This is a genomic window from Pseudomonas sp. Ors-4-3C, assembly GCF_055755035.1.
This window is the reverse complement of sequence record NZ_CM146900.1, coordinates 48,481-70,478: the sequence shown is the minus strand read 5'-3', so window position 1 is coordinate 70,478 and position 21,998 is coordinate 48,481. Positions and strand designations below refer to the sequence as shown.

19 protein-coding genes and 1 pseudogene are annotated in these 21,998 nt (G+C 54.4%); 11 read left to right on the top strand and 9 right to left on the bottom strand.

The genetic code is table 11. The annotated features are described in order from the left end of the window. The first annotated feature begins 143 nt into the window (after positions 1-143). Positions 144-1,379 carry an integrase domain-containing protein gene (locus tag ACVHNU_RS00290; protein WP_473018779.1) on the top strand — a complete coding sequence of 412 codons (1,236 nt, stop codon included), beginning with the start codon at positions 144-146 and terminating at the stop codon, positions 1,377-1,379. Between the two features lie 139 nt (positions 1,380-1,518). Then, a complete protein-coding gene (locus tag ACVHNU_RS00285; RefSeq protein ID WP_473018778.1) occupies positions 1,519-2,178 on the top strand; it encodes a hypothetical protein in 660 nt (219 codons plus the stop codon). Between the two features lie 3 nt (positions 2,179-2,181). Here the strand turns inward: ACVHNU_RS00285 and ACVHNU_RS00280 are convergent, their stop codons facing one another. After that, positions 2,182-3,267, bottom strand: a complete 1,086-nt coding sequence (locus tag ACVHNU_RS00280; RefSeq protein WP_473018777.1) for a YagK/YfjJ domain-containing protein — start codon at positions 3,265-3,267, stop codon at positions 2,182-2,184. 361 nt (positions 3,268-3,628) lie between these two features. Beyond that, the gene (locus tag ACVHNU_RS00275) at positions 3,629-3,829 is read right to left on the bottom strand and encodes a helix-turn-helix transcriptional regulator (RefSeq protein WP_473020043.1); all 201 of its coding nucleotides are present in this window, start codon (positions 3,827-3,829) and stop codon (positions 3,629-3,631) included. Positions 3,830-4,219: 390 nt separating this feature from the next. On the opposite strand from ACVHNU_RS00275, the gene ACVHNU_RS00270 reads away from it, so the two are divergent. Next, the gene (locus tag ACVHNU_RS00270) at positions 4,220-4,549 is read left to right on the top strand and encodes a hypothetical protein (RefSeq protein WP_473018776.1); all 330 of its coding nucleotides are present in this window, start codon (positions 4,220-4,222) and stop codon (positions 4,547-4,549) included. A gap of 49 nt (positions 4,550-4,598) precedes the next feature. Beyond that, positions 4,599-5,567 carry a DUF932 domain-containing protein gene (locus ACVHNU_RS00265; protein ID WP_473018775.1) on the top strand — a complete coding sequence of 323 codons (969 nt, stop codon included), beginning with the start codon at positions 4,599-4,601 and terminating at the stop codon, positions 5,565-5,567. Positions 5,568-5,630: 63 nt separating this feature from the next. Here ACVHNU_RS00265 and ACVHNU_RS00260 read toward each other — a convergent pair whose 3' ends face one another. Then, positions 5,631-5,876: a helix-turn-helix domain-containing protein gene (locus ACVHNU_RS00260; protein WP_473018774.1), complete on the bottom strand. Its 246-nt coding sequence runs from the start codon at positions 5,874-5,876 to the stop codon at positions 5,631-5,633. 149 nt (positions 5,877-6,025) lie between these two features. On the opposite strand from ACVHNU_RS00260, the gene ACVHNU_RS00255 reads away from it, so the two are divergent. Next, entirely contained in the window at positions 6,026-6,694 is a 669-nt protein-coding gene (locus ACVHNU_RS00255; protein WP_473018773.1) for a hypothetical protein, read from the top strand. 109 nt (positions 6,695-6,803) lie between these two features. On the opposite strand, the gene ACVHNU_RS00250 is transcribed toward ACVHNU_RS00255, so the two are convergent. Genes ACVHNU_RS00250 through ACVHNU_RS00240 form a run of 3 tightly spaced genes read right to left on the bottom strand, consistent with a single transcriptional unit; the run spans position 6,804 to position 12,884 of the window. Continuing rightward, complete coding sequence (locus ACVHNU_RS00250; protein ID WP_473018772.1) at positions 6,804-7,985, bottom strand: GIY-YIG nuclease family protein; 1,182 nt, start codon at positions 7,983-7,985, stop codon at positions 6,804-6,806. Further along, on the bottom strand, positions 7,978-10,098 hold the full coding sequence (locus ACVHNU_RS00245) for a DEAD/DEAH box helicase (protein ID WP_473018771.1): 2,121 nt from the start codon (positions 10,096-10,098) through the stop codon (positions 7,978-7,980). The genes ACVHNU_RS00250 and ACVHNU_RS00245 overlap by 8 nt, the downstream gene beginning before the upstream one ends. Beyond that, a complete protein-coding gene (locus ACVHNU_RS00240) occupies positions 10,095-12,884 on the bottom strand; it encodes a class I SAM-dependent DNA methyltransferase (RefSeq protein ID WP_473018770.1) in 2,790 nt (929 codons plus the stop codon). The genes ACVHNU_RS00245 and ACVHNU_RS00240 overlap by 4 nt, the downstream gene beginning before the upstream one ends. 788 nt (positions 12,885-13,672) lie before the next feature. Between ACVHNU_RS00240 and ACVHNU_RS00235 the strand changes: the two genes are divergently transcribed. Then, positions 13,673-14,191, top strand: coding sequence for a hypothetical protein (locus tag ACVHNU_RS00235; protein WP_473018769.1), 519 nt, complete (start codon positions 13,673-13,675; stop codon positions 14,189-14,191). Positions 14,192-14,373: 182 nt separating this feature from the next. Further along, positions 14,374-15,780 (top strand): DUF2252 domain-containing protein, encoded by a 1,407-nt coding sequence (locus ACVHNU_RS00230; protein WP_473018768.1) that lies wholly within the window; start codon positions 14,374-14,376, stop codon positions 15,778-15,780. 90 nt (positions 15,781-15,870) lie between these two features. Here ACVHNU_RS00230 and ACVHNU_RS00225 read toward each other — a convergent pair whose 3' ends face one another. Further along, complete coding sequence (locus ACVHNU_RS00225; RefSeq protein ID WP_473018767.1) at positions 15,871-16,443, bottom strand: GNAT family N-acetyltransferase; 573 nt, start codon at positions 16,441-16,443, stop codon at positions 15,871-15,873. A gap of 141 nt (positions 16,444-16,584) precedes the next feature. Here ACVHNU_RS00225 and rimJ point away from each other — a divergent pair, with 141 nt between their 5' ends. Further along, positions 16,585-17,172 carry a ribosomal protein S5-alanine N-acetyltransferase gene (gene rimJ / locus ACVHNU_RS00220; RefSeq protein WP_473018766.1) on the top strand — a complete coding sequence of 196 codons (588 nt, stop codon included), beginning with the start codon at positions 16,585-16,587 and terminating at the stop codon, positions 17,170-17,172. 30 nt (positions 17,173-17,202) lie between these two features. Beyond that, entirely contained in the window at positions 17,203-18,681 is a 1,479-nt protein-coding gene (locus ACVHNU_RS00215) for an ArnT family glycosyltransferase (protein ID WP_473018765.1), read from the top strand. A gap of 76 nt (positions 18,682-18,757) precedes the next feature. On the opposite strand, the gene pmrG is transcribed toward ACVHNU_RS00215, so the two are convergent. Continuing rightward, positions 18,758-19,426, bottom strand: a complete 669-nt coding sequence (pmrG, locus tag ACVHNU_RS00210; RefSeq protein WP_262143719.1) for a lipopolysaccharide core heptose(II)-phosphate phosphatase PmrG — start codon at positions 19,424-19,426, stop codon at positions 18,758-18,760. Between the two features lie 255 nt (positions 19,427-19,681). On the opposite strand from pmrG, the pseudogene ACVHNU_RS00205 reads away from it, so the two are divergent. Together ACVHNU_RS00205 and ACVHNU_RS00200 are read left to right on the top strand one after the other, a co-directional pair. Beyond that, positions 19,682-20,695 (top strand): annotated as a pseudogene (locus ACVHNU_RS00205) (methyl-accepting chemotaxis protein); the annotation flags it as partial. 42 nt (positions 20,696-20,737) lie between these two features. Next, complete coding sequence (locus ACVHNU_RS00200) at positions 20,738-21,601, top strand: methyl-accepting chemotaxis protein (RefSeq protein ID WP_371260362.1); 864 nt, start codon at positions 20,738-20,740, stop codon at positions 21,599-21,601. A gap of 171 nt (positions 21,602-21,772) precedes the next feature. On the opposite strand, the gene ACVHNU_RS00195 is transcribed toward ACVHNU_RS00200, so the two are convergent. Then, positions 21,773-21,985, bottom strand: a complete 213-nt coding sequence (locus ACVHNU_RS00195) for a FitA-like ribbon-helix-helix domain-containing protein (protein ID WP_473018764.1) — start codon at positions 21,983-21,985, stop codon at positions 21,773-21,775. Positions 21,986-21,998: the final 13 nt, after the last annotated feature.

The window sequence follows — 21,998 nt, the reverse complement described above, 5'->3', positions numbered from 1 at the left end:
GCCTGAAATCCAGTAAACGCGGGGCTTTCAGGTCCAATGGTGTCCGATGGTATCTGAGCTCATCCTACAATTCGTGTATTCCACGTGGTATTCCAAACCCACGACTGGTATTTTTTGGAATACACGCAGTATCGGAGATCACCATGGGTGCTCAAGCCACGCGGCTTTCAGACGTCAAAGTCAAAGCAGCGAAACCAAAGGAAAAAGACTACATCCTCACTGATGGCGACGGCCTTCAAATGAGGGTGAGAGCCAATGGCTCAAAGCTGTGGAATTTTAACTACATTCACCCAGCAAGCAAAAAACGAATCAACATGGGCCTTGGCACCTTTCCGGAGGTGAGCTTGGCTCAAGCCCGGAAAAGGACCGTAGAAGCCAGGGAGTTGGTAGCTCAAGGCCTAGATCCGAAGGAGAAGCGCGACGCGGATCGAAAAACCTTAAGAGCGACTACGGAACACACATTTAAAAACGTAGCCACCGCGTGGTTCGAGCTCAAGAAAGATTCCGTCACGACTGCCTATGCTGAAGACATCTGGCGTTCGCTGACGCTGCATGTTTTGCCCGACTTGGGTACAACTCCAATCTCAGGGATCACTGCGCCGGAGGTAATAAAACTCCTTAGACCGCTTGAGACCAAAGGCAGTCTTGAGACAGTAAAGCGACTTAGTCAGCGTCTCAACGAGATCATGACCTACGGTGTGAATTCTGGCTTGGTTCATTCGAACCCACTCAGCGGCATTCGCTCAGTCTTCAAGAAACCAAAAAAGAAAAACATGGCAGCGCTCGCCCCAGACGAGCTGAAAGAGCTAATGGTGACCGTGGCGAATGCCAGTATAAAAAGGACAACGCGGTGCTTGATTGAGTGGCAGCTGCACACGATGACCCGCCCCGCAGAAGCAGCTACCGCACGGTGGGTCGACATAGACATCGGAAAGAAAATCTGGACGATACCTGCGGAGCGAATGAAAAAGCGCCGGACTCACATCATCCCCCTCACGGAACAGGCTCTAGAGCTTCTGGAGGCTATAAGGCCGTTAAGCGGTCATCGCGAGCATGTCTTCCCAGCAGATCGGAATCCCCGTACTCATTGCAATAGCCAAACCGCCAATATGGCTCTCAAGCGTATGGGCTTTGAAGGCCGCCTGGTTAGTCATGGCATGCGTTCAATGGCTAGCACCATCCTCAACGAGCACGGCTGGGAACCTGAGCTGATCGAGGTTGCGCTTGCTCATGTTGATAAGGACGAGGTACGCAGCGCATACAACCGGGCAGATTACATAGAGCGAAGACGTCCCATGATGAAATGGTGGAGCGAGCATATAAGGGAAGCTGCCACTGGAAACCTATCAGTCTCAGCGATCCTTGATCGCCGCGACTAGTGCCATAGTCCAAGAGCCCACCTCGTAAAAACTAAGAATGCCGTTGCTCGTGTCCTAATGCGACACGGGCAACGGTCCATTGCGTACCATGCTGAGGAAACATGCCTCGTGATTGTTAAGCGCACTAGGAGCAATTCGCATGTCTTTTGACAAGCTATATGAGATTGATATAGATGATTTCATAAAAGGAATTTGGAAGTCTTTACGTCAAGCTTTCAAATCCATGCCCGAAGATAAAAGCTTTGATGAGTACACGAAGCAGCTTCGTGAGGGCATCGCAAGCGGAATTATTACAGATGACTGGGTTAATGAACCACAATTCGAGTATTTTGGTTCAAATCCTCTCAGCCTAGAATATCCCTTCAGGCGCGCGATAGTTCTAGCAGAGCTCACACAGCAAGCGCTAAACAAGGGAGATAATTTGAGCTTTTTGGCTCTTGCGTTAAAAGCTAGCGCCGCTGTAGAAAGCGCTTTCGTACACGCAGAATTCCAATCAATTCTGAACGTCCCTGCCGCTTTGCGACGACACCGCGCTGAAAAAGGGGGGGCGGCGCGGGCCAAAACATTCCAGCTAGCCAGAGACCATGCGTTAGCACTCATTCGCGATCAGCGCCCAGAAGATGGCTGGGATGACATAACACATGCAGCCGAGACGATTTCAGGAGAACTTTATCAGTTCGCCAGAAGCAATAAAATCAGCCTCACGGAACAAAGAATTGTGAGCAATCTAAAAAAATGGTCCAAGGAAGATGTAGCGTTTCGCAACGCGCTGAACAGCTTGCTTAAAGGCCCTCACTAGGTCTCAGATCTCAATAGCGGGCTGCCGCCGAGGTCGCCCTCTTTTTTTGACTGCTGGCTTTGGCATCTCTCCACGGCCAAACGTTCTAGCTCTACCTTCTGTAGCGATGCGTAAGTAATATTCAATTTTAGTCAAATATACTGCCGCCTTCTGCAAGTTCTTCCTTTTATCTTTGTCAAAATGCTCAATCATGCCAATGCCGCAAGCACGGTATACATCCTTTCTACGATTACAGTTGTAATACACCCCCGTACCCTGAGTCGCTCTGTCGGCCCACATCTCACCAATCGTCCTCGCCCAGCCTATATCCTCTCTAACCTGTGATCCATCTAAAAAGAACATACAGTGATAATGGTATCCCTTGGACAATCCGTACTCTAACTTCCAGGCATGACCTAAGAATGCACCTCTAACTTTACGTCTCAACATACCCATTAAGCGTTCCCTATGTGATTTCACATCTTCAAAATGTAACTCCTCTCGCATCCCCCCGGCGCATACTAGCTTCGAATACCCTAAATCCACTCGCAACACCATCACCCGAGAAGTTTCTTTGAAAATAGCATCAATATAGGCGAGCAGACTTTTGTAGTTTTTATTTGAAAGCCTGCGGTGTGCGCTTAATTGTTTTCTGAACACTGCACCACGTATCAGCTTTCTAACTCGGTCGACAGAAACATTAATCGAGTCGACCAATGCAAACAAATCACCATGAAAACTCTTTGGATTACGTTGATGGTAATACTGAAGAGCGTGCTCTTCAGTCGCTTGAAAAAATACATTGACCAATGGACTGAAATCATGGATTGGATAATACCTCTGAATTTCACTCCTAGACCAGATATTAGCCAGGAGTCGTTTCCCTATACTGTTTAACTTAACGACCTGCTGTCCACCGCATGCTTCATGGATAGAGGCAACATTTTCATCAGTAGCGTCCACATCTTTAACTAGTCTCTCTATCGCGCTAATCCTTAAAATCGCACTTCTTTCGCCATTTATTGCGATGACTCCAGATATAGCACTATCGAAATACGACGTGGTGCTTTCCAGCAAAGCATCTTCAACGTATCTATCTAATATCTTCATTCCTACTCCTACACAATCGATTCACATAACCGTGCGCTATGTGCGCACAGTCAGCCAGCACAACCAACCTCATAAAAACGGCTTAACTGGAGGATGCTCACCCACTGCTCATTTTCATCTGCGAGGCACCTACTTTCATTAATCGTCTACTGACAAAATTCAGAACTATCAATAGGCATATCTGCTAAGAAATACTTAGAGCTAATGCAATAACAAAGAATCCAGAATCCCCCTACGGGACATTCAGAAGGGAATCTAGGCAAAGGAAGAAATCTACAAAGCGTGGCCCGGAATAAAAAAGGCCTAATTGCAAATCCACAACCATCGAGTTAGTGCTACGCCAGATACGACCAACGACGGGTCAGAGCTCAGAATTGGTTGCCCTGGACTGAATCCAGTCGTTGATATGCGCTTCCATCCATCCGACAGCTGAGCAGCCAAGCTTTATCGGCTTGGGGAAGGTTTTGTCGTACCTGGGCGAATTGACGTTCATCCGATCATAAATTGTGGACCGCGATAAACCGATACGTTTCTGGACCTCCCTCATCCGGAGAACCCTCATTGGCCTTTGCGTCTGCGCTTCCATCGTCAACCTCTCATGAGTCAAATTGGCTATGGATCGACTTTAAATATTCATGCGAATCGCGTGCAAAATTGTGCTTACGTAAAAAAATACACGTCGCGTAAGCCCTAAGAATGACGACCTGAAGAACTAACCCAAGCTTTCCTGAAGAACCAACACGCACAGCGGTTGTGGACCTAACTGGAACACCACGCTTATAACCAAATAGAATATTAAAATAAACTCATATTCCTTATTGATGTATCGGACTCAAGCTAACTATCAACACACTAATCAAACTTATTTGAAATACATATTACCTAATTGAATATATGAATTATTCAAAGCGAAACGCCATCCACAGCAAAGCAGTCCACTACGGAAACTAAAATGAACAACTCATGCCCGAACTGTAATTCATCTCGCATAACCACCAGAAATATCGGACGAAAGACCGGCGGTTTTATTGGATCTGTAGGAGGCGCAACGAGTGGTGCCACGGGAGCGTTAGCAGGTGCAGAGCTAGGCGCGACTTTAGGTGTTACTGGTGGCCCTATAGGCATTGCGATAGGGGGAATAGCTGGCGCTCTAATAGGTGGTCTATTCGGCGGAGTAGCAGGTGGCATTGCTGGCGCGACTGTGGGGGAACAGATCGACACGAGAATACTTAACAACTTCCAGTGTTTAAGTTGCCGTCATTCTTTTACGTCCAGAATCTGATAACTCACATTCCTGTTAACTTCATTAAACTTTGCTAGCGAGTTAAAAAATGGCTCATCTCATCGAAAAAATGGCTTATGTCGGCGCTACTCCTTGGCATGGTCTTGGCAACCAACTTACAAAAAAGCAACCTCTTGAAGTCTGGCAAGAGGAAGCGGGCATGGACTGGCTGATACAGGAAAGCCCGGTCCACTACAAAGCTGGCTCAATCGGCCACTTGGGGAGCATTCACACTTTTCCTGAGCAGAAAGTACTGTATCGCTCCGATACGAAAATCGCTCTCTCAGTCGTATCTCAACGCTACCAGGTGGTGCAACCCCGTGAGGTATTAGAGTTCTACAGAGACCTCACCGAGGTTTCAGGCTACGAACTGGAAACGGCTGGGATACTAAAAGGTGGTCGTAAGTTCTGGGCACTGGCTCGTACCGGACAAGGCACGACGCTCCGGGGTAACGACCAGGTGAATGGTTACCTGCTGCTAGCCACCTCCTGTGACGGTACGCTGGCTACGACGGCAACACCGACCACGGTACGGGTGGTATGCAACAACACGTTGACCATAGCCTTGGACGGCGTAGCCAACGCTATCAAAGTACCGCACAGCACGCGTTTCGATCCACAAGCGGTGAAAAGGCAGCTCGGTATCGCCGTCTCTCAATGGGACGAGTTCATGTACCGAATGAAAAATCTGTCTGAGCGAAAGGTTCAGTGGCCCGAGGCGATGAGTTTCTTCATGAACGTACTGTGTGACACCAGCCCTGATAGCCCGCTACCGACAGTCCTGCCTAATGAGCGGGCATTGCGGAAGGTGCAAAATCTATACGAAGGACAGGGACGCGGATCGACACTGGAGTCGGCTCAGGGCACTGCCTGGGGGTTACTCAACGCTGTAACTGAGTATGTGGACCACGAGCGTCGAGCTCGAAGTAGTGAGTACCGCATTGATTCCGCATGGTTCGGCCAAGGGGCAACTCTCAAGCAACGAGCACTGAATGCGGCCCTAAAGCTCGCGGCATAAAGCAATGGCCTCTCAGCCCGTACCAACCAGGCTGGGAGGTCGTCGCTGAGAAGACAGTAGCTCTCAAAGCCCGGCGTCGCTCAGCAGCTCAGATGGCTTACGTTGGATCGCTTTGGCAATGCGCAAGATATTCAAGAACGTAACATTTCGTTCTCCCCGCTCGATTTTTCCCATATGGGACCGATCAATCTGCGCGAAGTCGGCTAATGCTTCCTGGGAAAGCCCTAGCTCAAGTCGACGAGCACGCACAGCAGCCCCCAAACGTACAAGGTCACGGTCTTTATCAAGGCTTGCGGAGATTCTTTCCATGCCGAGAATCGTTACGCTATGATGCCTAAACAACCACGGCATTTACGACCCTTTTTGGTTCGTTGACGTAACGTGTGAGATCCCCAACCGAGCCCCTCACGGCATCAATGCCATGACTTCAAACCAAGTTAAGGAAAGCAGCGGAAGCTATGAAAATCTCTAAAGTACTTGTCGCAACAGCACTCGTAATTTTATCGACGCAATCTAAAGCAGATCTTTGGAGCCAATATCAAACCCCGAACGCCATTAAATGCGAAGTTTTGAGAAGCAACATTAAACACTGTACAGATTCAACCAGACCAGAAAAACATGTAGTACAGTACCAGGACCAGAGTGGTCAATCCGCAATGAGAGAAGAGCCCACCTTCGAAGCGGTCACATGCATTCCGCAGCTAGAAAAATGCATAGACAACAGTCGAAATTATCGTGGCAAAAGTAACACTGAGAAAGATATGAAATACTTTGTTTACTTAGACTTTTATATCTACCCAGGGGCCGACGGAACTGACTGGGCTTATAAAGATGGTACAGGGCCTTTGTTCGGAGGTGCTCCAGCAGGCAACACCGTAGTAACACCTGTGGCTACCTCAGTGAAAGCAACACCTAATGCTTCCGGAACCTATGACATTTGGTGCGATCCTCAAGGTGATGCTTGCGATCTAACAATTGATGGAGGTAGCGACCAAGTGAGTCGTGCTCGGCTTCCCGTTTACGTACCGATAGCTTCCAATACAGAAAATTGCTCAATGGAATTTTGTTACGACTCCAAGCAGAATGTTATCGGCCTTAACCCTGACTACCATCTGTGGAAAAAGTGATGCTTCGAGTCTGTGTTAAGGCGTTAAGGCGTTAAGTACGACGCTATTAAGAATATTTATTTGTAGGCACAGGGTGTTAGCTTAGACACCCTACGCCTTTTCATAGGTACTAGCTGACTAAGCGAGCCGACTTGGGATCGTACAACATTTCGGTAATAGTTCCATTACGAATATGCTCGACCGCTTCGTCAATCACATGGAGTGGCACAAGGAACCACTCTCTCGGTTTTACCGGATTTCCGAAGCGATCTTCTATGGTCAGATCAAGCTGCACTGCGCCAAATAAGCGATGGAAGATATTCTCTAATCTCGTTCTATTAAGGTTGTGCAGCTTATAGGCGGCGACTACCTCCACTCCAGCCAACATGTAGGTAGCATCTTTTTCCGCGCCCGCGATGCGTGCTTCCACTTTACCACCAGTCACCCCGATCTTGTGAATCAGTTCGCGGTGCTCTGCCACAAATGGGTGGCCCGACAAGCTTCGCAATACATAGATCGTGCCGCTCTCAATGTCGTCGGATTCAGAAGCATCACCAAACAACGGCCCCATGTCCGGGTCTGTCAGTCGGCGACCAGTGTCGTCTTTGTACAGCGCGCGTTGTAAGGAGCGACGCAGCAGATTGCTTTCCGTGCCATTGGCGTAGATGACGCGCAAACGCGCATCGCTTTCGCCATTCGGAGCCTTGATGGTTTCTCCTATGTCGGCTACATACGCTAGCTGCCCGCCGACGATGAAGTAGTTTCCAGTTTCAACGCTGGTATCGCGCCCAAAACGCAAGGTTTTACGAATGCCGGATTTCAGATCGCTCTCAGCTAGTTCGAATAGCGGTTGGAATTTGTCAAAATCCGCACAAGGAGCACGATCAGCGACTTCCTCGGCAGCACGCTTTTCAGTGCTCGAACGCACATGGCGCAGCACCGTGATGTCGTTCTGGTCTGCGGACTCACTGCCCATACCGAGCTCAGCAAGCAATGCGTCTTCATCCAGCTCGTCCACATCCACCGAAGCGATAAAGGCACCAGACAGCAGGCCGGGCTCGTCGAACGCAGTCAGTAGGGTTTGGGCTTCCGGCAACCTGCGTAACTGATCCAGGCGCACTGCATACAAACGCTCGAATATGTCGCGGTCTTCACCGTGTAGTGGTGCACGACCGTGGATCTGATAAAAGCGCAGAATGTCCTCGAAGCCGGCGACGATCCGTTCTTCACGAGGCGTTCGGGTTGCTACCTTGAGTGGAGTGACTTCTACGCCAAGCGCATCCAGCAGTTCGTCATCGTTCATATCAGCCATTGTCGGATTCTCTCAGAGCCTGTGCGGCCCTGGCCTGCGCACGGTAACGGGATAATACAGCCACTCCTTCGGCCATTCGCTTCTCCCACGAATCGGCGGAATTGATATCCGGGAGGCGACCGCGTTCATTCTTGAACTGCAAAGCGCGCCTTGCCAGCTCACGGGCTTCGTCTTCGGGAATACTCAACTTCTTGGCGGCAATGCTGGCCTGCACCTGACGCAATGATTTCTCATCCATCGCTTTCGCAAGCACCGCATAAGCCGCGTCGAAGGGGTTAATACGATCGATCAGGTCAATGTCCAGTTCGCGTACGTTAACGAATTTACGCACGCCATCCAGCAGCGCTGTACTTCCTTGGGCGGTGTCACCACCGTTCGCATCTGCCTGCCCCAAGACCAGTTTGGCCTGCTGAGTAATGTTCATTGCAGCGATAGCGTGCTGGCGAATGGCTTCCTGGTCGACGTCGCTCAAGTCTGGGTAACGCTCACGCACTATCTTGCCCATGCGGAGTTGTGTCAGCTCTTCGGGCAGGGTGTTTTCCTTGTCAAACAAACCGCGCTCTAACACGGTTTTATCCTGTAAGAAGTTGGTCACCACTTCATTCAAATCCTCTTTGCAAATGCGCGTAGCTTCTGCGCTTTGCGGCGTCGTCAGGCCATTGATCTCGACATGGAATTGGCCTGTGGCTTCATTCACGCCGAGGTTAGTGCCACCTGGTTGATAACCATCGAGCCCATAATTGAAACCCTCTTTCGGTCCTGTATCTTTAGGGGTGAACTCATAGCGCGGTGCGAGCACCTGTTCCATCAATAAGCTGGCAGAAATGGCCTTGAGCATATCGTTCACCGCTTCAGCAACAGCGCTTTGATCGGCTGAAGGTTCGGCGATCAGGTTGGTGAAGCGTGAGCGCTCCTTCCCCTCGGCATCACGAGTTGCGCGGCCAATGATCTGCACAATTTCCGTCAAGCTTGATCGGTAGCCAATAGTTAGCGCATGTTCGCACCAGATCCAGTCAAAGCCTTCCTTCGCCATACCCAACGCAATGATCACATCCACGTTGTCCCGGTTATTCTTCTGCACAGGGTCTTTCAGCGCGGCGAGCACTTTCGAACGTCTAGCCGCGTCGCTGTCATCCACCAGATCGGCCAGTTTCAGAGTGCGACCGTCCTTGGTCTTAATGAGGTGGAAGCCGGTGGCCGGATCGACACCCTGCCAATCCCCCAGCGCACTCATTATCTCGTTGACTTCGCGTTCCTTGTCTTTGAGGCTTTCGCGGGCATTCACATTGGGAATATGGATGATAGTTTTCAACGCCGGGTCCAGCACCTTGGCGACGGCATCCACATACTTTCCAGTGTAGAAAAAGTAGCCTATGTCCAGAGACTTCAACCAACGGTAGCCATTGAGCTGCTCGTAATAAGTGTAAGTGACCGTCTCAAACCTAGCCTCTTCCGCAGGGGCCAGTACTGCCTCGCTGTCACCGCGAAAATAAGAGCCGGTCATAGCTACCAGATGCACTTTATCGCGACCGATAAAGGCGCTCAGTTGCCCACCAAGCTTGTTGTCTGGGTTCGCGGAAACGTGGTGGAATTCGTCGATGGCGATCAGACGGTTGTCGAAAGCTTCGATGCCCAACTCTTCCACCGCAAAGCGGAAGGTGGCATGCGTACAAACCAGCACCTTGTCAGTGCTTTCCAAAAACTTACCTACCGCCCCAACCTTGGACTTGGCTACACGTGGCTCGTCGATGCCTGGGGCATTGCACAGGTTCCACTGAGGGGATACCTGCCAATCCCAGTAAAAGCCGTACTTGCTAAGAGGCTCATCAGCAAAGCTACCGCCAATAGAACGCTCCGGAACGACGACGATGGCCTGCTGCAAGCCTTGGTTGTGGAGCTTGTCCAGCGCGATAAACATCAGCGCACGAGATTTTCCCGAAGCTGGTGGTGATTTGATTAACAAGTACTGCTCACCGCGCTTGGTGTAGGCGCGCTCTTGCATCGTTCGCATGCCCAATTGGTTGGCTTTACTGGATGCGCCGGTGCGAGCAGTGGTAATGGACACCGACGGTACGGTATAGCTATTTGTCGGATTGCTGGCTGGTTCCGTCACGCTTTTTTTCCCTTTATTTTGGGTGCGACTTTGGCTGCACCGGCCGTCATCTTGGTGTAAAGGTCGAACAACTTTTCCAGCCGCTCAGTGTCGTTTTTGAAGCGTCGACCGATGTAGATACGCTCTAACACTTCATCGTTTCGCTCATGGGCACGGCGTAGATTGTCAGGCATGTTTTCAGGATCGTACAAATCGGCGATGGTGGCTGGAAAATGGGCTTCGCGAGCAAGCAAGATATCCTCGGCACAAGCAGTCAGATCGGCTTTGTTTTGCTCGGTGAGCAGCGGCACAGGGAATGTGTTCCAGCCGAGAGTGTTCGAATAGCGAAAGTCGGTTTTCATTTTTCCGCAGACGGTCCCAATCCAGACCAAGTGCAAGCGTGACGCGATCACGGCCATGTTCCAGAGTGGGGCGTCGTACAAGCCAAAGGCCAAGTTGGTGAGTGTTGTATGGCTATCGATGATTCCCGAAGGCAGGAATGGTCTTCGCTCAGAGGAGACACTCGGCACAACGATAGTGTGCCGCTCGCCTATTCGCATCAATTTGAGCTGATGCGCGCGTCTTGCCAACATCTGCGCCCCTTTGTCGGGGCTTGCCATACGCACCATGCGAACAGCCTCAATACGTTCGTTTAGGACTGGAATGCCTTGTGCCTCCGCCAGGTTTTTCTCTTCAATCCAAACGCAAAACCGGGTGCCGCCGTTGATGAAGTCGGCCGACCCATAGATACGGCGGATGAATAGCTCTCTTTGGGCTGACGTCAAACTGAGGGATTCCAACTCGTCCCGGCTTAAGAGCAGGTTTCCCCCATCACTGGGCTTGTTGCCGAACTCCATGACGCCAAGGTCGGACATCGGCGCTCTCTTTTTTTCAACAATGACGCGCCGCCCCATCGTCAGATACGGCGTTATCGAGGCACCTTCACGGAGGACAACGCTGCCGTCATCTTGATGCTCGTAGAGGCGGCGGGTAGCGCTATTTTGAGATCCAATGCCAACTACAGCCACTGTCACGCCCGCATTATGGCTCGCGAGGTTTGCCCATTTAAACGACGTGTATGCGAATCTGATGTCACAGCCTGCATCAAACAGAATCGGCCACATTATGGGAACAGACTGACCTTGGCAGATTGAGTTTGTAGTCACGAATGCAGCGATGCCTTGGTTGGTTGCTGCAATCCAGTCTGCTGCTTTTACAAACCAACCAGCCACATAGTCTAGGAAGCCTGTGGAGCCGGTGCGTCCGTTCAAGACGTTACGGATGTCGGCTTTCTGCTCCGGTGTCTGCCAAGTATTTCCCAAATAGGGAGGGTTACCACATATGTAGGTTTCACCACCTTCGTTCTCAAAATCGATTTCCGTCTGATCCAGCGGTGTATCGAACAAATCATCGCCGGTTACCCTCACACCCGTCCCGGTTGGCGGGCAAATGCTCATCCAGTCCAACCGCAGAGCATTCCCGCAGACAATCCAGTTTTGCGCATTCAGCGGCAAAAATTCGGCGAGTGCATCCTGCTGACCGCGATACAACACGTCGCACTGGTACTCGGCAATAATCAGTGCCAGACGGGCAATTTCTGCCGGAAAGTCACGCAACTCAATGCCACGGAAATTGGTCAGCGGTATTTCTGACTTATTGTGAGCCTCACCCCTACGGCGATTGATCTCCGCCTCGATTTCTCGCAGCTGTTTGTAGGCAATGACCAGGAAGTTGCCTGACCCACATGCCGGATCGAACACTCGAATGTGTGCCATGCGTCGGCGCAAATTCAGCAGTTTGCGCTCGTTATCACCTGCTTCCGCCAACTGAGCGCGTAAATCATCCAAGAATAGCGGATTGAGCACCTTCAAGATGTTGGGCACGCTGGTGTAGTGCATGCCTAGCGTGCCGCGCTCAGCATCGTCTGCTACAGCTTGGATCATGCTGCCAAAAATGTCTGGGTTAATTTTCTTCCAGTTCAGCTCACCTGCATGCAGCAGATATGTACGCGCCATGCGCGTGAAGCGTGGGACTTCAGTACTCCCGGAAAATAACCCACCATTGACATAGGGGAAACCGTTAGTCCAGCTCGGCAATCGCGGCTGGGCAGTAGTGCGATCGATACCTTTGATGTTCATGGAACGGAAGATTTCGGACAGCACCTGATCGGTATTGGAGCCGTCGCGCTCGCTGTACCGGTCTACAGATCGGGTGAATAAACCCTCTCCATTGAAGATGTCGGTGTCTTCCGCAAAAAAACAAAACACCAGGCGCGCCATGAAGTGGTTCATGTCAGCCCGACGTTCGTCCTTGGCCCAGTCCGGATTTTCTCCCAGAAGCTCAATGTACAGCTTGTTCAGCCTGCTAGTAGCACGTACATCGATGGGGTTGTCTTTGATCTCCTTGATGGTGGAGATGCCTGCCAACGGCAGCAGGAAGCCGAAATGGTTAGGGAGGTCCCCATAGTCGCAGGTAATGGTTTCACCTGTGATCAGCTCTTCGGCCTCAACGGTTTGACCATCGGTGGCGAGAACGTACTTGGCTTTGCTTTTTATGGTGGCCGGGCTGGCTAGCAACCGTTTGAGGGTTTCGCCCACGGTGCCAGCTTCGCACACGGCTATATGAATGTTACTTCTGAGCAACACTCCACCGGACACATCCGACGCATTGTTATTGCCTGCACGCAGGCGCTTGAGCGCCGTGTCTTTGCTACCGAATGCGGCTAAAAAGGCAAACGGGAACTCCGTCGCGTCGAAAGGCTGGAGAGCCAGCTCCGATATTGCGGACTCGATTTCTACTGCGTTCATGGTTTACCACTGTCCAGATCGCTCAAAAGCGAAGGCGGCCACTTAAGCCGCTAAATTTTGATGATTAATGCGAGACCTCAGAGGATGCCTAATTCTTGCCTTGTCCCGGCAAACTCTAGCGGGATGACATTTGGCGTGCCACGAACAATCAAGATAGTGACAAGGCGGAGGCATTGCGCCCAAGTCAAAAGCATCGGCTCAAAACCGGGTCGTTAGCAGCATCCCGCGTCAGCTTTTTTAACCAATCCACGGTGCCGTGGATTGTAATGGAAGGTTCCTCCTTATGGTAAACAACCGTAGGCAGTCCGCCGTATGGAGCTATCGTAGGTTGTCCAGATCGGGAGGTGATGTAGAAGGGCGAGAGGGATACGCCCTTCCTCCATGCCCGGCCGCAGTCTGGTGACGCGGCGAGCTATTTTGGTTTTTTCCGATATCCAAGCTATGGCTAATGACAGGACCTCATCGGCGCAGCCGATCACGACTCAGGCTTTGCAAAGAAACACTGTATTCCAAAAAGTATTCCAAACAAAAAAACAAACCGCATAAATCCATACAAATCAATAACTTAAAAATCCAGTTCAGATTACCCCGGCTCCACCAACTCAACGAAAAAAGACGTCCAAGGACGTCTTTTTTTGTGCCTGAAACTCATCACCACTCCCCTCGTTTGATCAGTCAAAAATGACAGCAAGTGACTAATAACCACCTTGTTGACGCACAAGAGCCGGCGTAGATTCGCCCCCTCTCAACCTGGCTGGAACGCTTTTCGCAATTCGACATGGACAGTTATGACCGACCTCCCCCGCTTGATCCCACCTCTACTCCCCTCATCAACCGGCATCTCTTATCGATCCAAGCTGTTCAGTTGGGTGAAGTGGGTCTTTTCGATAATCGGTGTTCTTAGCGTATTGAAGTACGCCGCAATTACTTTGATCGGCATGACTGCCGACGCCGATGACGATGTGTATTCCAAGGTTTTCGTTTCACCTGGTGGACATTACAGCGCAGCCCTGATTTCTCGCTCGGGCGGTGGGGCGATTGCGCCGATGTGTAACGACACTGTGGTCGTGTTCAACAGCCGGATGCCACTGGAGGAGGTGGTACAAAGCAAGAACTACGACGTTTATTCAGGCGAATGCGACAGCTTCGTTGACCACTCGGCTTCGCCAGATATTCAGTGGAATTCCGATTCGGAAATCCACATTGATTTCGCAATCAGCGCGACCCGGGTTTACAGTCGACGGGTTGACTTACGTGCAATGGATGCTTCAGGAAACGTACAAGTCAGGTTCTCCGCTCATCGCTGAACATCAGCCACCTTTAATCACTGGACGAATGGACTCTCGTTGAATGGGTAAACGCTTCCCGGTGTGGATTTTGCGTGAGGAAGGTCACGGCGTTCTGAAATAACTGGGCGCGTTGCGGCCGGAGGATAAACCTTCAAACCGCTTCTAAACTCACACCGCCCCCACCGCCAAAACGAGCGCTCATGACCACCCTCCAAGACCGCATGAAGCAAGGCAAGGACGCCCGCAAACAATGCTCGCGCAGCGCCCACGCCACCACCGGAAAGATGAACCGAGATCCGATCCCGCTGATCAAGGCCTCCAGTCAGGGCCGCGTCGCCTCACTGGTGGAGTTGCGTTACGGGCGGATGCTGGTGTCGCCGTTCGCCTTCTTTCGCGGCAACGCGTTGGTGCAGGCGCACGATTTGTCGGACACCGAGAACATGGGGCTGGTCGGGCCGATCTGCGGTGACGCGCATTTGATGAATTTCGGCGGGTTTGCCACGCCCGAGCGCAACCTGTTGTTCAGCGTCAACGATTTCGACGAGGCTCACCCAGGGCCGTGGGAATGGGATCTGAAGCGTCTGGCGGCCAGTTTTGTGATCGCCACCCGTGATTTGCGCCATGGTGATTCGGTTCAGGAAGAGGTCTGTCGGCAGATGGTGGGTGCCTATCAGGCGACCATGCTTGAGTGCGCCGAGCAGAGTGCGCTGGAAACCTGGTACGACTCGATCAAGTACGAAGACTTGCTCGATCAGGCGCGCAAGAGTGCGCTGGAGCATGTACAGCGTGCCGTCGATAAAGCCGAACGGCGCACCCACGCCGAGTTGCTGCCGAAGATCAGCGAGCGCGACGCCAACGGGCGGCTGGTCATTCGCGACGACTTGCCGGAAATTTTTCACCTGCACAACAACACCACGCTGCTCGACGCCGATGATGACTGGCTGCGGCTGTCAGACTGGCGTCCGCTGTCCGAAGCGTTCATGCGCGATTATAGGACCACGCTGCAGGCTGACCGTCGGGAATTGCTCTCGCGGTTTCAGGTGCAGGATCTGGCGTTCAAAGTGGTCGGCGTGGGCAGTGTTGGCACCCGCTGTCTCGTGGCGCTGCTGACTGACGAACGGGAATCGCCGCTGTTCCTGCAATTCAAGGAAGCGCGGCGCTCGGTGCTGGCCGACTATGTGAATGCCAAATGCCGGACGCGCCATGAAGGTCAGCGAGTGGTCGAGGGTCAGCGCCTGATGCAATCGGCCAGCGACCTGTTTCTTGGCTGGACCACCGGGCCTACCGGGCGGTTTTTCTATGTCCGGCAATTGCGCGACATGAAGATCTCCGCCGAGCTGGAAAACTTCGACGCCGAAACCTTCGCCGCCTATGCACGGGTCTGTGGTCGCGCGCTGGCACGGGCGCACGCCAAAGCCTCAGGCAATGCGGCGCTAATCAGTGGTTACATCGGCAAGGGCGATGCCTTGGCGGACGCACTGTTCAAATACGCACGCAGTTACACCGCGCAGAACGAACGCGACTTCGAGCGCTTTCAGCAGGCCTGCCGCAAGGGCCGGTTACGCGCACGTTCGGAAGCGGATTTCGCAGCGGATCACTTGCCCTGATGCGTTGCAGAGCGGTCACCACCGAGATGAATTTTTCTTCACTGCCCCCGTTCGATCAACACGGTACAGTCCGCTCGCTCATTCAAGAAACTACGGTTCGCCCGCGCTCTCCCGCGGGCTTTTTTTTGCCTGGCGTTTGCTGCCGAAGCGATACACCCAAGTGTCCTGCACGCCGTGCTGCTGCGATTGCCGCGCCTGTGGGTAAACCCTGATCAGCGCAAACCCCGCCGCTTCAGCCAGACGCTGACTGCGGGTGTTGGCCGACGATGTGGTCAGGTAAAAGGTGAACTCCGGCAGGCGCCTGACTAATTGCTGGAGCACTTCGCGCATGTAGCCCTTGCCGGCAAACGCGCTGTTGGCCCAATAACCGACGACGTAGCGCTTGCGTCGACGCGGCACCAGACCGATGCAGCCAACGATGGCTTGTCCGTCCTCAGTCACGATGAATAAGCGCCGCTCACCGGTCTCGCTGGCGAAGTCATCCCGCGCTTGCAGCATGGACGACAGCGCTCGCTCCTCACTGGTATGTTCGATCGCCCACTCGAGAAAAGGCGCATGCTCGCGGTAACTGGCGTTCAGCGCCTCCCGCACCGGAGCGACCAGCGCTGGGTCCGGCGCCCGAACACACAGTGCCAACCCATTTACCGTCAATGCAAATTCCATTGCTTGTTCCTCCAATCCCGGAAATGCCGCAGTCGATACCCTGTGCACTCAACCAAAGAAATTTACAGGGCGCCAGTGCGGTTTGTTTTTTTCCGCCTCACGGGCAATCCTGTCCCTCGACCCTGCCCACCGGAGCCCTTGATGCCGCTGCTGACCTTGCCCTGCCAACGCCTGACGCTTGCCATCCTCGCCCCGCAACAGGCCGAGCTGGAAAGTGACTTCTATGCACGCAACCAACGCCACCTCGCCCCTTGGTCGCCGATTCGCACCACCGAATACTTTTCCAGCGAACAGATTCGCCGACGCCTTGAAGTCCAGGCCAGTGCTTTCGAGGCCGGGCTGGCGATGCATTTCGCCCTGTTGACGCCGGATGGCCAGCAGATGATCGGCGCGTGCAATTTCAGCGGGATCATTCGCGGGGCGTTTCAGGCCTGTTATCTGGGTTATCACATCGACCACGCGCATCAGGGTCAGGGTTTGATGCAGGAAGGCCTGGAGGCCGGCATCGGCTACATGTTCGACACGCAGAACCTGCATCGGATCATGGCCAACTACATGCCCGGTAACGAGCGCAGTGCGCGACTGCTGGAGCGCCTGGGTTTCGAGCGCGAGGGCTATGCCAAGGCTTATCTGAATATCGCCGGACGCTGGCAGGATCATGTGCTGACGGCGCTGGTCAATCCGTTGTTCGAAGCACCGGAACAGCGCTGGTCGCGACAATTAGCGTGAGTTTCACAATTTGTTAAGCATTGGCGAAGTATGCTCAAGGCTCCTGCCCTTTCCGGTTGCCTGAAATCCATGCCGCGTGCCGCCACTTCACTGTTTCTACTCGCCGCCCTGCTGTTTTTTTTCGCTTTGGGTAACCACCAGTTGCAAGGCTCCACCGAAGCCCGGGTCGCCGGGATCGCCATGGAGATGCATCTGGACGATGACTGGGTGACGCCGCGCCTGTTTGGCGAGCCGTTTCTGGAAAAACCACCGCTGAGCCTGTGGCTGGACGCTGGCGCCATGCGCGTGTTCGGTGTTTCGCCCTGGGCGGTGCGGCTGGCGTCGGCGGTGGCCGGGTTGCTCAGCGTGATGCTGCTGTACGGCATGTTGCGCCGTTTCGGGCGCCCGAAAGCGGTCGCCTGGACGGCGGGGATTCTGCTGGCGACCATGGCCAGTTACTGGAGCAACGTGCGCGGGGTCGGCGAGGATGCGCTGCTGGCGCTCGGCGTGGCCACGGCGCTGCTGGCGTTCTTTCAGGCACAACGCGCACCGAGCGCCGGTAGCTCGCTGCTGTTTATCGTCGGGATCGCTATCGCTACTTTGAGCAAGGGTGTGCTCGGCCTGGCGATGCCGGGGGTGGTGATTTTCGCCTACCTGCTGGCTGATAACCTGATCGACAAACGCTTGAAGATCGGCGCCTGGCTGCGTCCCGGCCTGCTCACGGCCGTGGGTCTGATACCGTTGCTGATCTGGCTCGCCGTGCTGTATCAGCGCGGTGGTTCGCACGCCGTCGCTGAAGTGCTGCTGACCAACAGCGTCGGGCGCTTCAGCGGCTCGTTCGTCGAGGCCGGGCATTATGAGCCGTTCTATTACTATTTGGCCAAACTGCCGGAAGCGTTTCTGCCGTGGAACATTCTGGTGTACCTGGGCCTGTGGCATTTCCGCAAGGAACTGAAGGCCAACCGTTACCTGCTGTTTTTCAGCCTGTGGATCGTTGCGCAGTTCATCATGCTGACCTTGGCCTCGAGCAAGCGCACGGTGTACCTGATGTCGATGACCCCCGCGGCTGCGGTGATCGCCGCGGAGTACGCGCGCGTATTGTTCGAGCGCTTGCAGGCGCGCGAAACCACCGACCGCTTTATCGGAAGAATCGCCCGTCATCGTCAGGCGATTGCCGCAGGACTGCTTACGGTGGTGATCGCCAGCTACCTCGGCGCGGCCCAGTGGGCACTGCCCAACGCAGACAAGGAGTTGTCGTTCCTGCCATTGACCGAACACATTCAGGCCCTGCAAGCCAACGGTCATCAGGTCGCGCTGTTCCAGGCCAATGAACGGGTCGGCGGCGCCAGCGTGTTCTACACCCAAAGCGTGCTCAAGGGGCTGGACACCGACGCGCAACTGCATGATTTCCTCAGCGCGTCACCCTCGAACGTCGCGGTGATCTCGGCAGACCGCGAACCCGCCGCACCGCTCAAAGTGCTCAAGACCATGATGGTCGGGCGTCAGGCGTACTACTTCGTCGGCTACTGACGCCCCTCGCGCCAGACAATAAAAAACCCGCCGGACTGGCGGGTTTTGTTTGGGCTGACGCTTTGCACACCTCAGTTCATCGAGTGGTCACTGAGTGCCAGTCGGAGGCCTCGATAAAGCCAAGCATGCGCGGGGCGGCCTTGTTCGCGGCGGAAACGAACAGCGAAGAGCCATAGCCAGGGTCAGACACCGGTACATCCAGATCCTTTTCCAGCTCCGCCATGCATTCACTGTGGGTCACCAGAATCAGATTGCGCCCCGGGATCTTGTGCGCCAGCGCTTCCTGCAAGATGCGGCCCTTGCAACTGATCAGCCAGTCTTCGCTGGCCGCGCGGTTGAACATGTAACCGGCGGTCTGCACGGTGCGCAGCATCGGGCTGTTATAGATATCGACGCGGTTCAGGCCCAGATGCTCGAACTGTGCGCCGACACTCACCGCGACACTGCGCGAGCGGTCGGTGATGCCATCATCGCCGCTCAGGCATGGCGCCGGGGAGTGATCGCAGCGCTCGACGTGACGCACCAGCACGATCATGTCGCCCTTGGCCCACCCGGCCGCCAGCGCGCGGGCGCCGGACACATTGCCATGCGCCAGGTCCGGCACCGCCGCCGGGGCGAGCAGCCACAGGGTCAGCGGAATCACCAGCAGCGACGTGGCGAGCACCACCCAGGTATTGCGGTAACGGGCCAGTCCGCTCAGGGAGATCGAGCGTTTGACGCCGAACAGACTCAGTCTCAATTCCACATCGGGCCGCCTCGTCGGCATGCATCACAGTCAATTCGATGCGGTAAGGGTAAAGAGGCGTGCGTAAGTGGCCGGTGAAACGTATGTGAAAAAAGTCTTGAAGTGCCCTTGTTACAAATTCCGTAGGACAAAATCCTTTCAGCTCTCGTGTTTGCGGCCGATACAAACCTGCTAACACCCTTGCTGGCTCAAAAAAACAACAATCTTCCAGCCTGACCGACGATCAAGTAGCTCTACGTTCCTGGAGGAATTGTGATGAATAGCTGGTTCGGCAACATCAGCGTGAACATGAAATTGGGTCTGGGCTTCGGCCTGGTCCTGGCCCTGACCTGCGTGCTGGCCCTGACGGGCTGGACCAGCCTCGGCGGCCTGATTGACCGCAGCAACTGGATGAGCGACATCACCCAGCTCAACGCCGGCCTGACCAAGCTGCGTGTGGTGCGCCTGCAATACATGCTGACCAACGGCGACGAAACCGCCGCGCAGAATGTACAAACCACCCTCGAAAGCTTCGCCGCGCAACAACAGGCGCTGATCAACAAGTTCAAGAGCCCGGAAAACGTCAAGCTGCTCAAAGAACAGGCCGCGACCATCGCCGAATACCAGACCTCACTGAACAAGATGCGCAACGCCTACCGCACCGGCAACAGTGCCCGTGACGTGATGGGCACCAACGCTGACACCGCTTACAACCTGATCGAGTCGATCAGCAACCGCGTTCAGCAGTTGCCCCTGAGCGACGAGCGCTTCGCGCAGTTCCAGGCCATCACCGAAGCCAAGGAAGCGTTCATCCTCGCGCGCTATGAAGTGCGCGGCTACACCGCCACCACCAATGCCGAAACCGAGCAGAAAGCCGTCGCCCAACTGAACGTGGCCATCGACAGCCTCAAGCAGTTGAACACGCACTTCTCGGGTACCCAGCAAGACACGCTCCGTCAGCTGGAAACCGCCCTGACCAATTACCGCAGCGCGTTGCAGGCGTATAAAAACGCCAACAGCGAAGCGGTGCAGGCGCGTAAAGAGATGACCGATCAGGGCACCGCGATCGTCAACACCAGCGAGCAGCTGTACCAGATCCAGCTCGACCGTCGCGACATCGAAAGCGCCCAGGCTCGTACTTTCCAGTTGATCAGCACCCTGCTGGCGCTGTTGGTCGGTGTGATTGCCGCGGTGATCATCACCCGTCAGATCACCCGTCCGCTGCAAGAGACCCTGGCCGTGGTCGAGCGCATTGCCAGCGGCGACCTGACCCAGAACGTCACCGTCACCCGCCGCGACGAGCTCGGCGTACTGCAACAAGGCATCGCACGCATGGGCGTGACCTTGCGCGACCTGATCAGCGGCATCCGCGACGGCGTCACTCAGATCGCCAGCGCCGCCGAAGAACTCTCGGCCGTGACCGAGCAGACCAGCGCCGGTGTCAACAGCCAGAAGGTCGAGACCGATCAGGTGGCCACCGCCATGCACGAGATGACCGCCACCGTGCAGGAAGTCGCGCGCAACGCCGAAGAAGCCTCGCAAGCCGCTGCCGCCGCTGACGGCGAAGCCCGTGAAGGCGACAAGGTGGTCAACGAAGCCATCGCCCAGATCGAGCGCCTGGCCAGCGAAGTGGTGCGTTCCACCGAAGCCATGAGCGTGCTGCAACAGGAAAGCGACAAGATCGGTAGCGTCATGGACGTGATCAAGGCTGTGGCCGAACAGACCAACCTGCTGGCGCTCAACGCCGCAATCGAAGCGGCGCGTGCCGGTGAAGCCGGCCGTGGGTTTGCCGTGGTCGCCGACGAAGTCCGTGGCCTCGCCCAGCGCACACAGAAATCCACCGAAGAGATCGAAGGCCTGGTCGCCGGTCTGCAGAACGGCACCCAGCAAGTCGCTGCCGTGATGAACAACAGCCGCGCCCTGACCGACAGCAGCGTGGCCCTGACCCGCAAGGCTGGCGATTCCCTGGAAAACATCACCCGCACGGTGTCGAACATCCAGTCGATGAACCAGCAGATCGCCGCCGCCGCCGAACAGCAAAGCGCCGTGGCCGAAGAAATCAGCCGCAGCATCATCAACGTGCGCGACGTGTCGGAACAGACCGCCGCGGCCAGCGATGAAACCGCAGCGTCCAGCGTTGAACTGGCACGCCTGGGTGGTCAGTTGCAGCAAATGGTCAGCCACTTCCGCGTCTGATTTTCAGTCAGCGCCAAAGGGTAAATCCAATCGCGGGCAAGCCCGCTCCCACAGGAAACGAGTCGAACACGGAATATGTGAACGACCGAAAAACCTGTGGGAGCGGGCTTGCCCGCGATTGCGTCAGATTTACTGCCACTGAAAATTGGCGATGCCGAGAAAATACTGGCTTCAGCGTGAAGGCACATCCAATTCAACGTCACCGACATTATTAAATCGTCTATGAATTCGAGTCCCCAAGCCAGCGACAGATTGATTCTGCTCGAGCGCTTTCTGCAACATCACACGCGCGTGCTCTTCAATCGAACGATTATTAATATCTGCCGCTAACTGCAGTTCTTCATAGAGCTGAAGGTCAAGATTGCTGATAGTCAAACTCGCCACAATGTACTCCAGC

Excerpts from the sequence above, each read along its gene's own strand:
- ACVHNU_RS00290 (WP_473018779.1), top strand. The coding sequence starts at position 144 with ATGGGTGCTCAAGCCACGCGGCTTTCAGACGTCAAAGTCAAAGCAGCG.
- ACVHNU_RS00285 (WP_473018778.1), top strand. The coding sequence starts at position 1,519 with ATGTCTTTTGACAAGCTATATGAGATTGATATAGATGATTTCATAAAA.
- ACVHNU_RS00280 (WP_473018777.1), bottom strand. The coding sequence starts at position 3,267 with ATGAAGATATTAGATAGATACGTTGAAGATGCTTTGCTGGAAAGCACC.
- ACVHNU_RS00275 (WP_473020043.1), bottom strand. The coding sequence starts at position 3,829 with ATGAGGGTTCTCCGGATGAGGGAGGTCCAGAAACGTATCGGTTTATCG.
- ACVHNU_RS00270 (WP_473018776.1), top strand. The coding sequence starts at position 4,220 with ATGAACAACTCATGCCCGAACTGTAATTCATCTCGCATAACCACCAGA.
- ACVHNU_RS00265 (WP_473018775.1), top strand. The coding sequence starts at position 4,599 with ATGGCTCATCTCATCGAAAAAATGGCTTATGTCGGCGCTACTCCTTGG.
- ACVHNU_RS00260 (WP_473018774.1), bottom strand. The coding sequence starts at position 5,876 with ATGGAAAGAATCTCCGCAAGCCTTGATAAAGACCGTGACCTTGTACGT.
- ACVHNU_RS00255 (WP_473018773.1), top strand. The coding sequence starts at position 6,026 with ATGAAAATCTCTAAAGTACTTGTCGCAACAGCACTCGTAATTTTATCG.
- ACVHNU_RS00250 (WP_473018772.1), bottom strand. The coding sequence starts at position 7,985 with ATGGCTGATATGAACGATGACGAACTGCTGGATGCGCTTGGCGTAGAA.
- ACVHNU_RS00240 (WP_473018770.1), bottom strand. The coding sequence starts at position 12,884 with ATGAACGCAGTAGAAATCGAGTCCGCAATATCGGAGCTGGCTCTCCAG.
- ACVHNU_RS00235 (WP_473018769.1), top strand. The coding sequence starts at position 13,673 with ATGACCGACCTCCCCCGCTTGATCCCACCTCTACTCCCCTCATCAACC.
- ACVHNU_RS00230 (WP_473018768.1), top strand. The coding sequence starts at position 14,374 with ATGACCACCCTCCAAGACCGCATGAAGCAAGGCAAGGACGCCCGCAAA.
- ACVHNU_RS00225 (WP_473018767.1), bottom strand. The coding sequence starts at position 16,443 with ATGGAATTTGCATTGACGGTAAATGGGTTGGCACTGTGTGTTCGGGCG.
- rimJ (WP_473018766.1), top strand. The coding sequence starts at position 16,585 with ATGCCGCTGCTGACCTTGCCCTGCCAACGCCTGACGCTTGCCATCCTC.
- ACVHNU_RS00215 (WP_473018765.1), top strand. The coding sequence starts at position 17,203 with ATGCTCAAGGCTCCTGCCCTTTCCGGTTGCCTGAAATCCATGCCGCGT.
- ACVHNU_RS00200 (WP_371260362.1), top strand. The coding sequence starts at position 20,738 with ATGGGCGTGACCTTGCGCGACCTGATCAGCGGCATCCGCGACGGCGTC.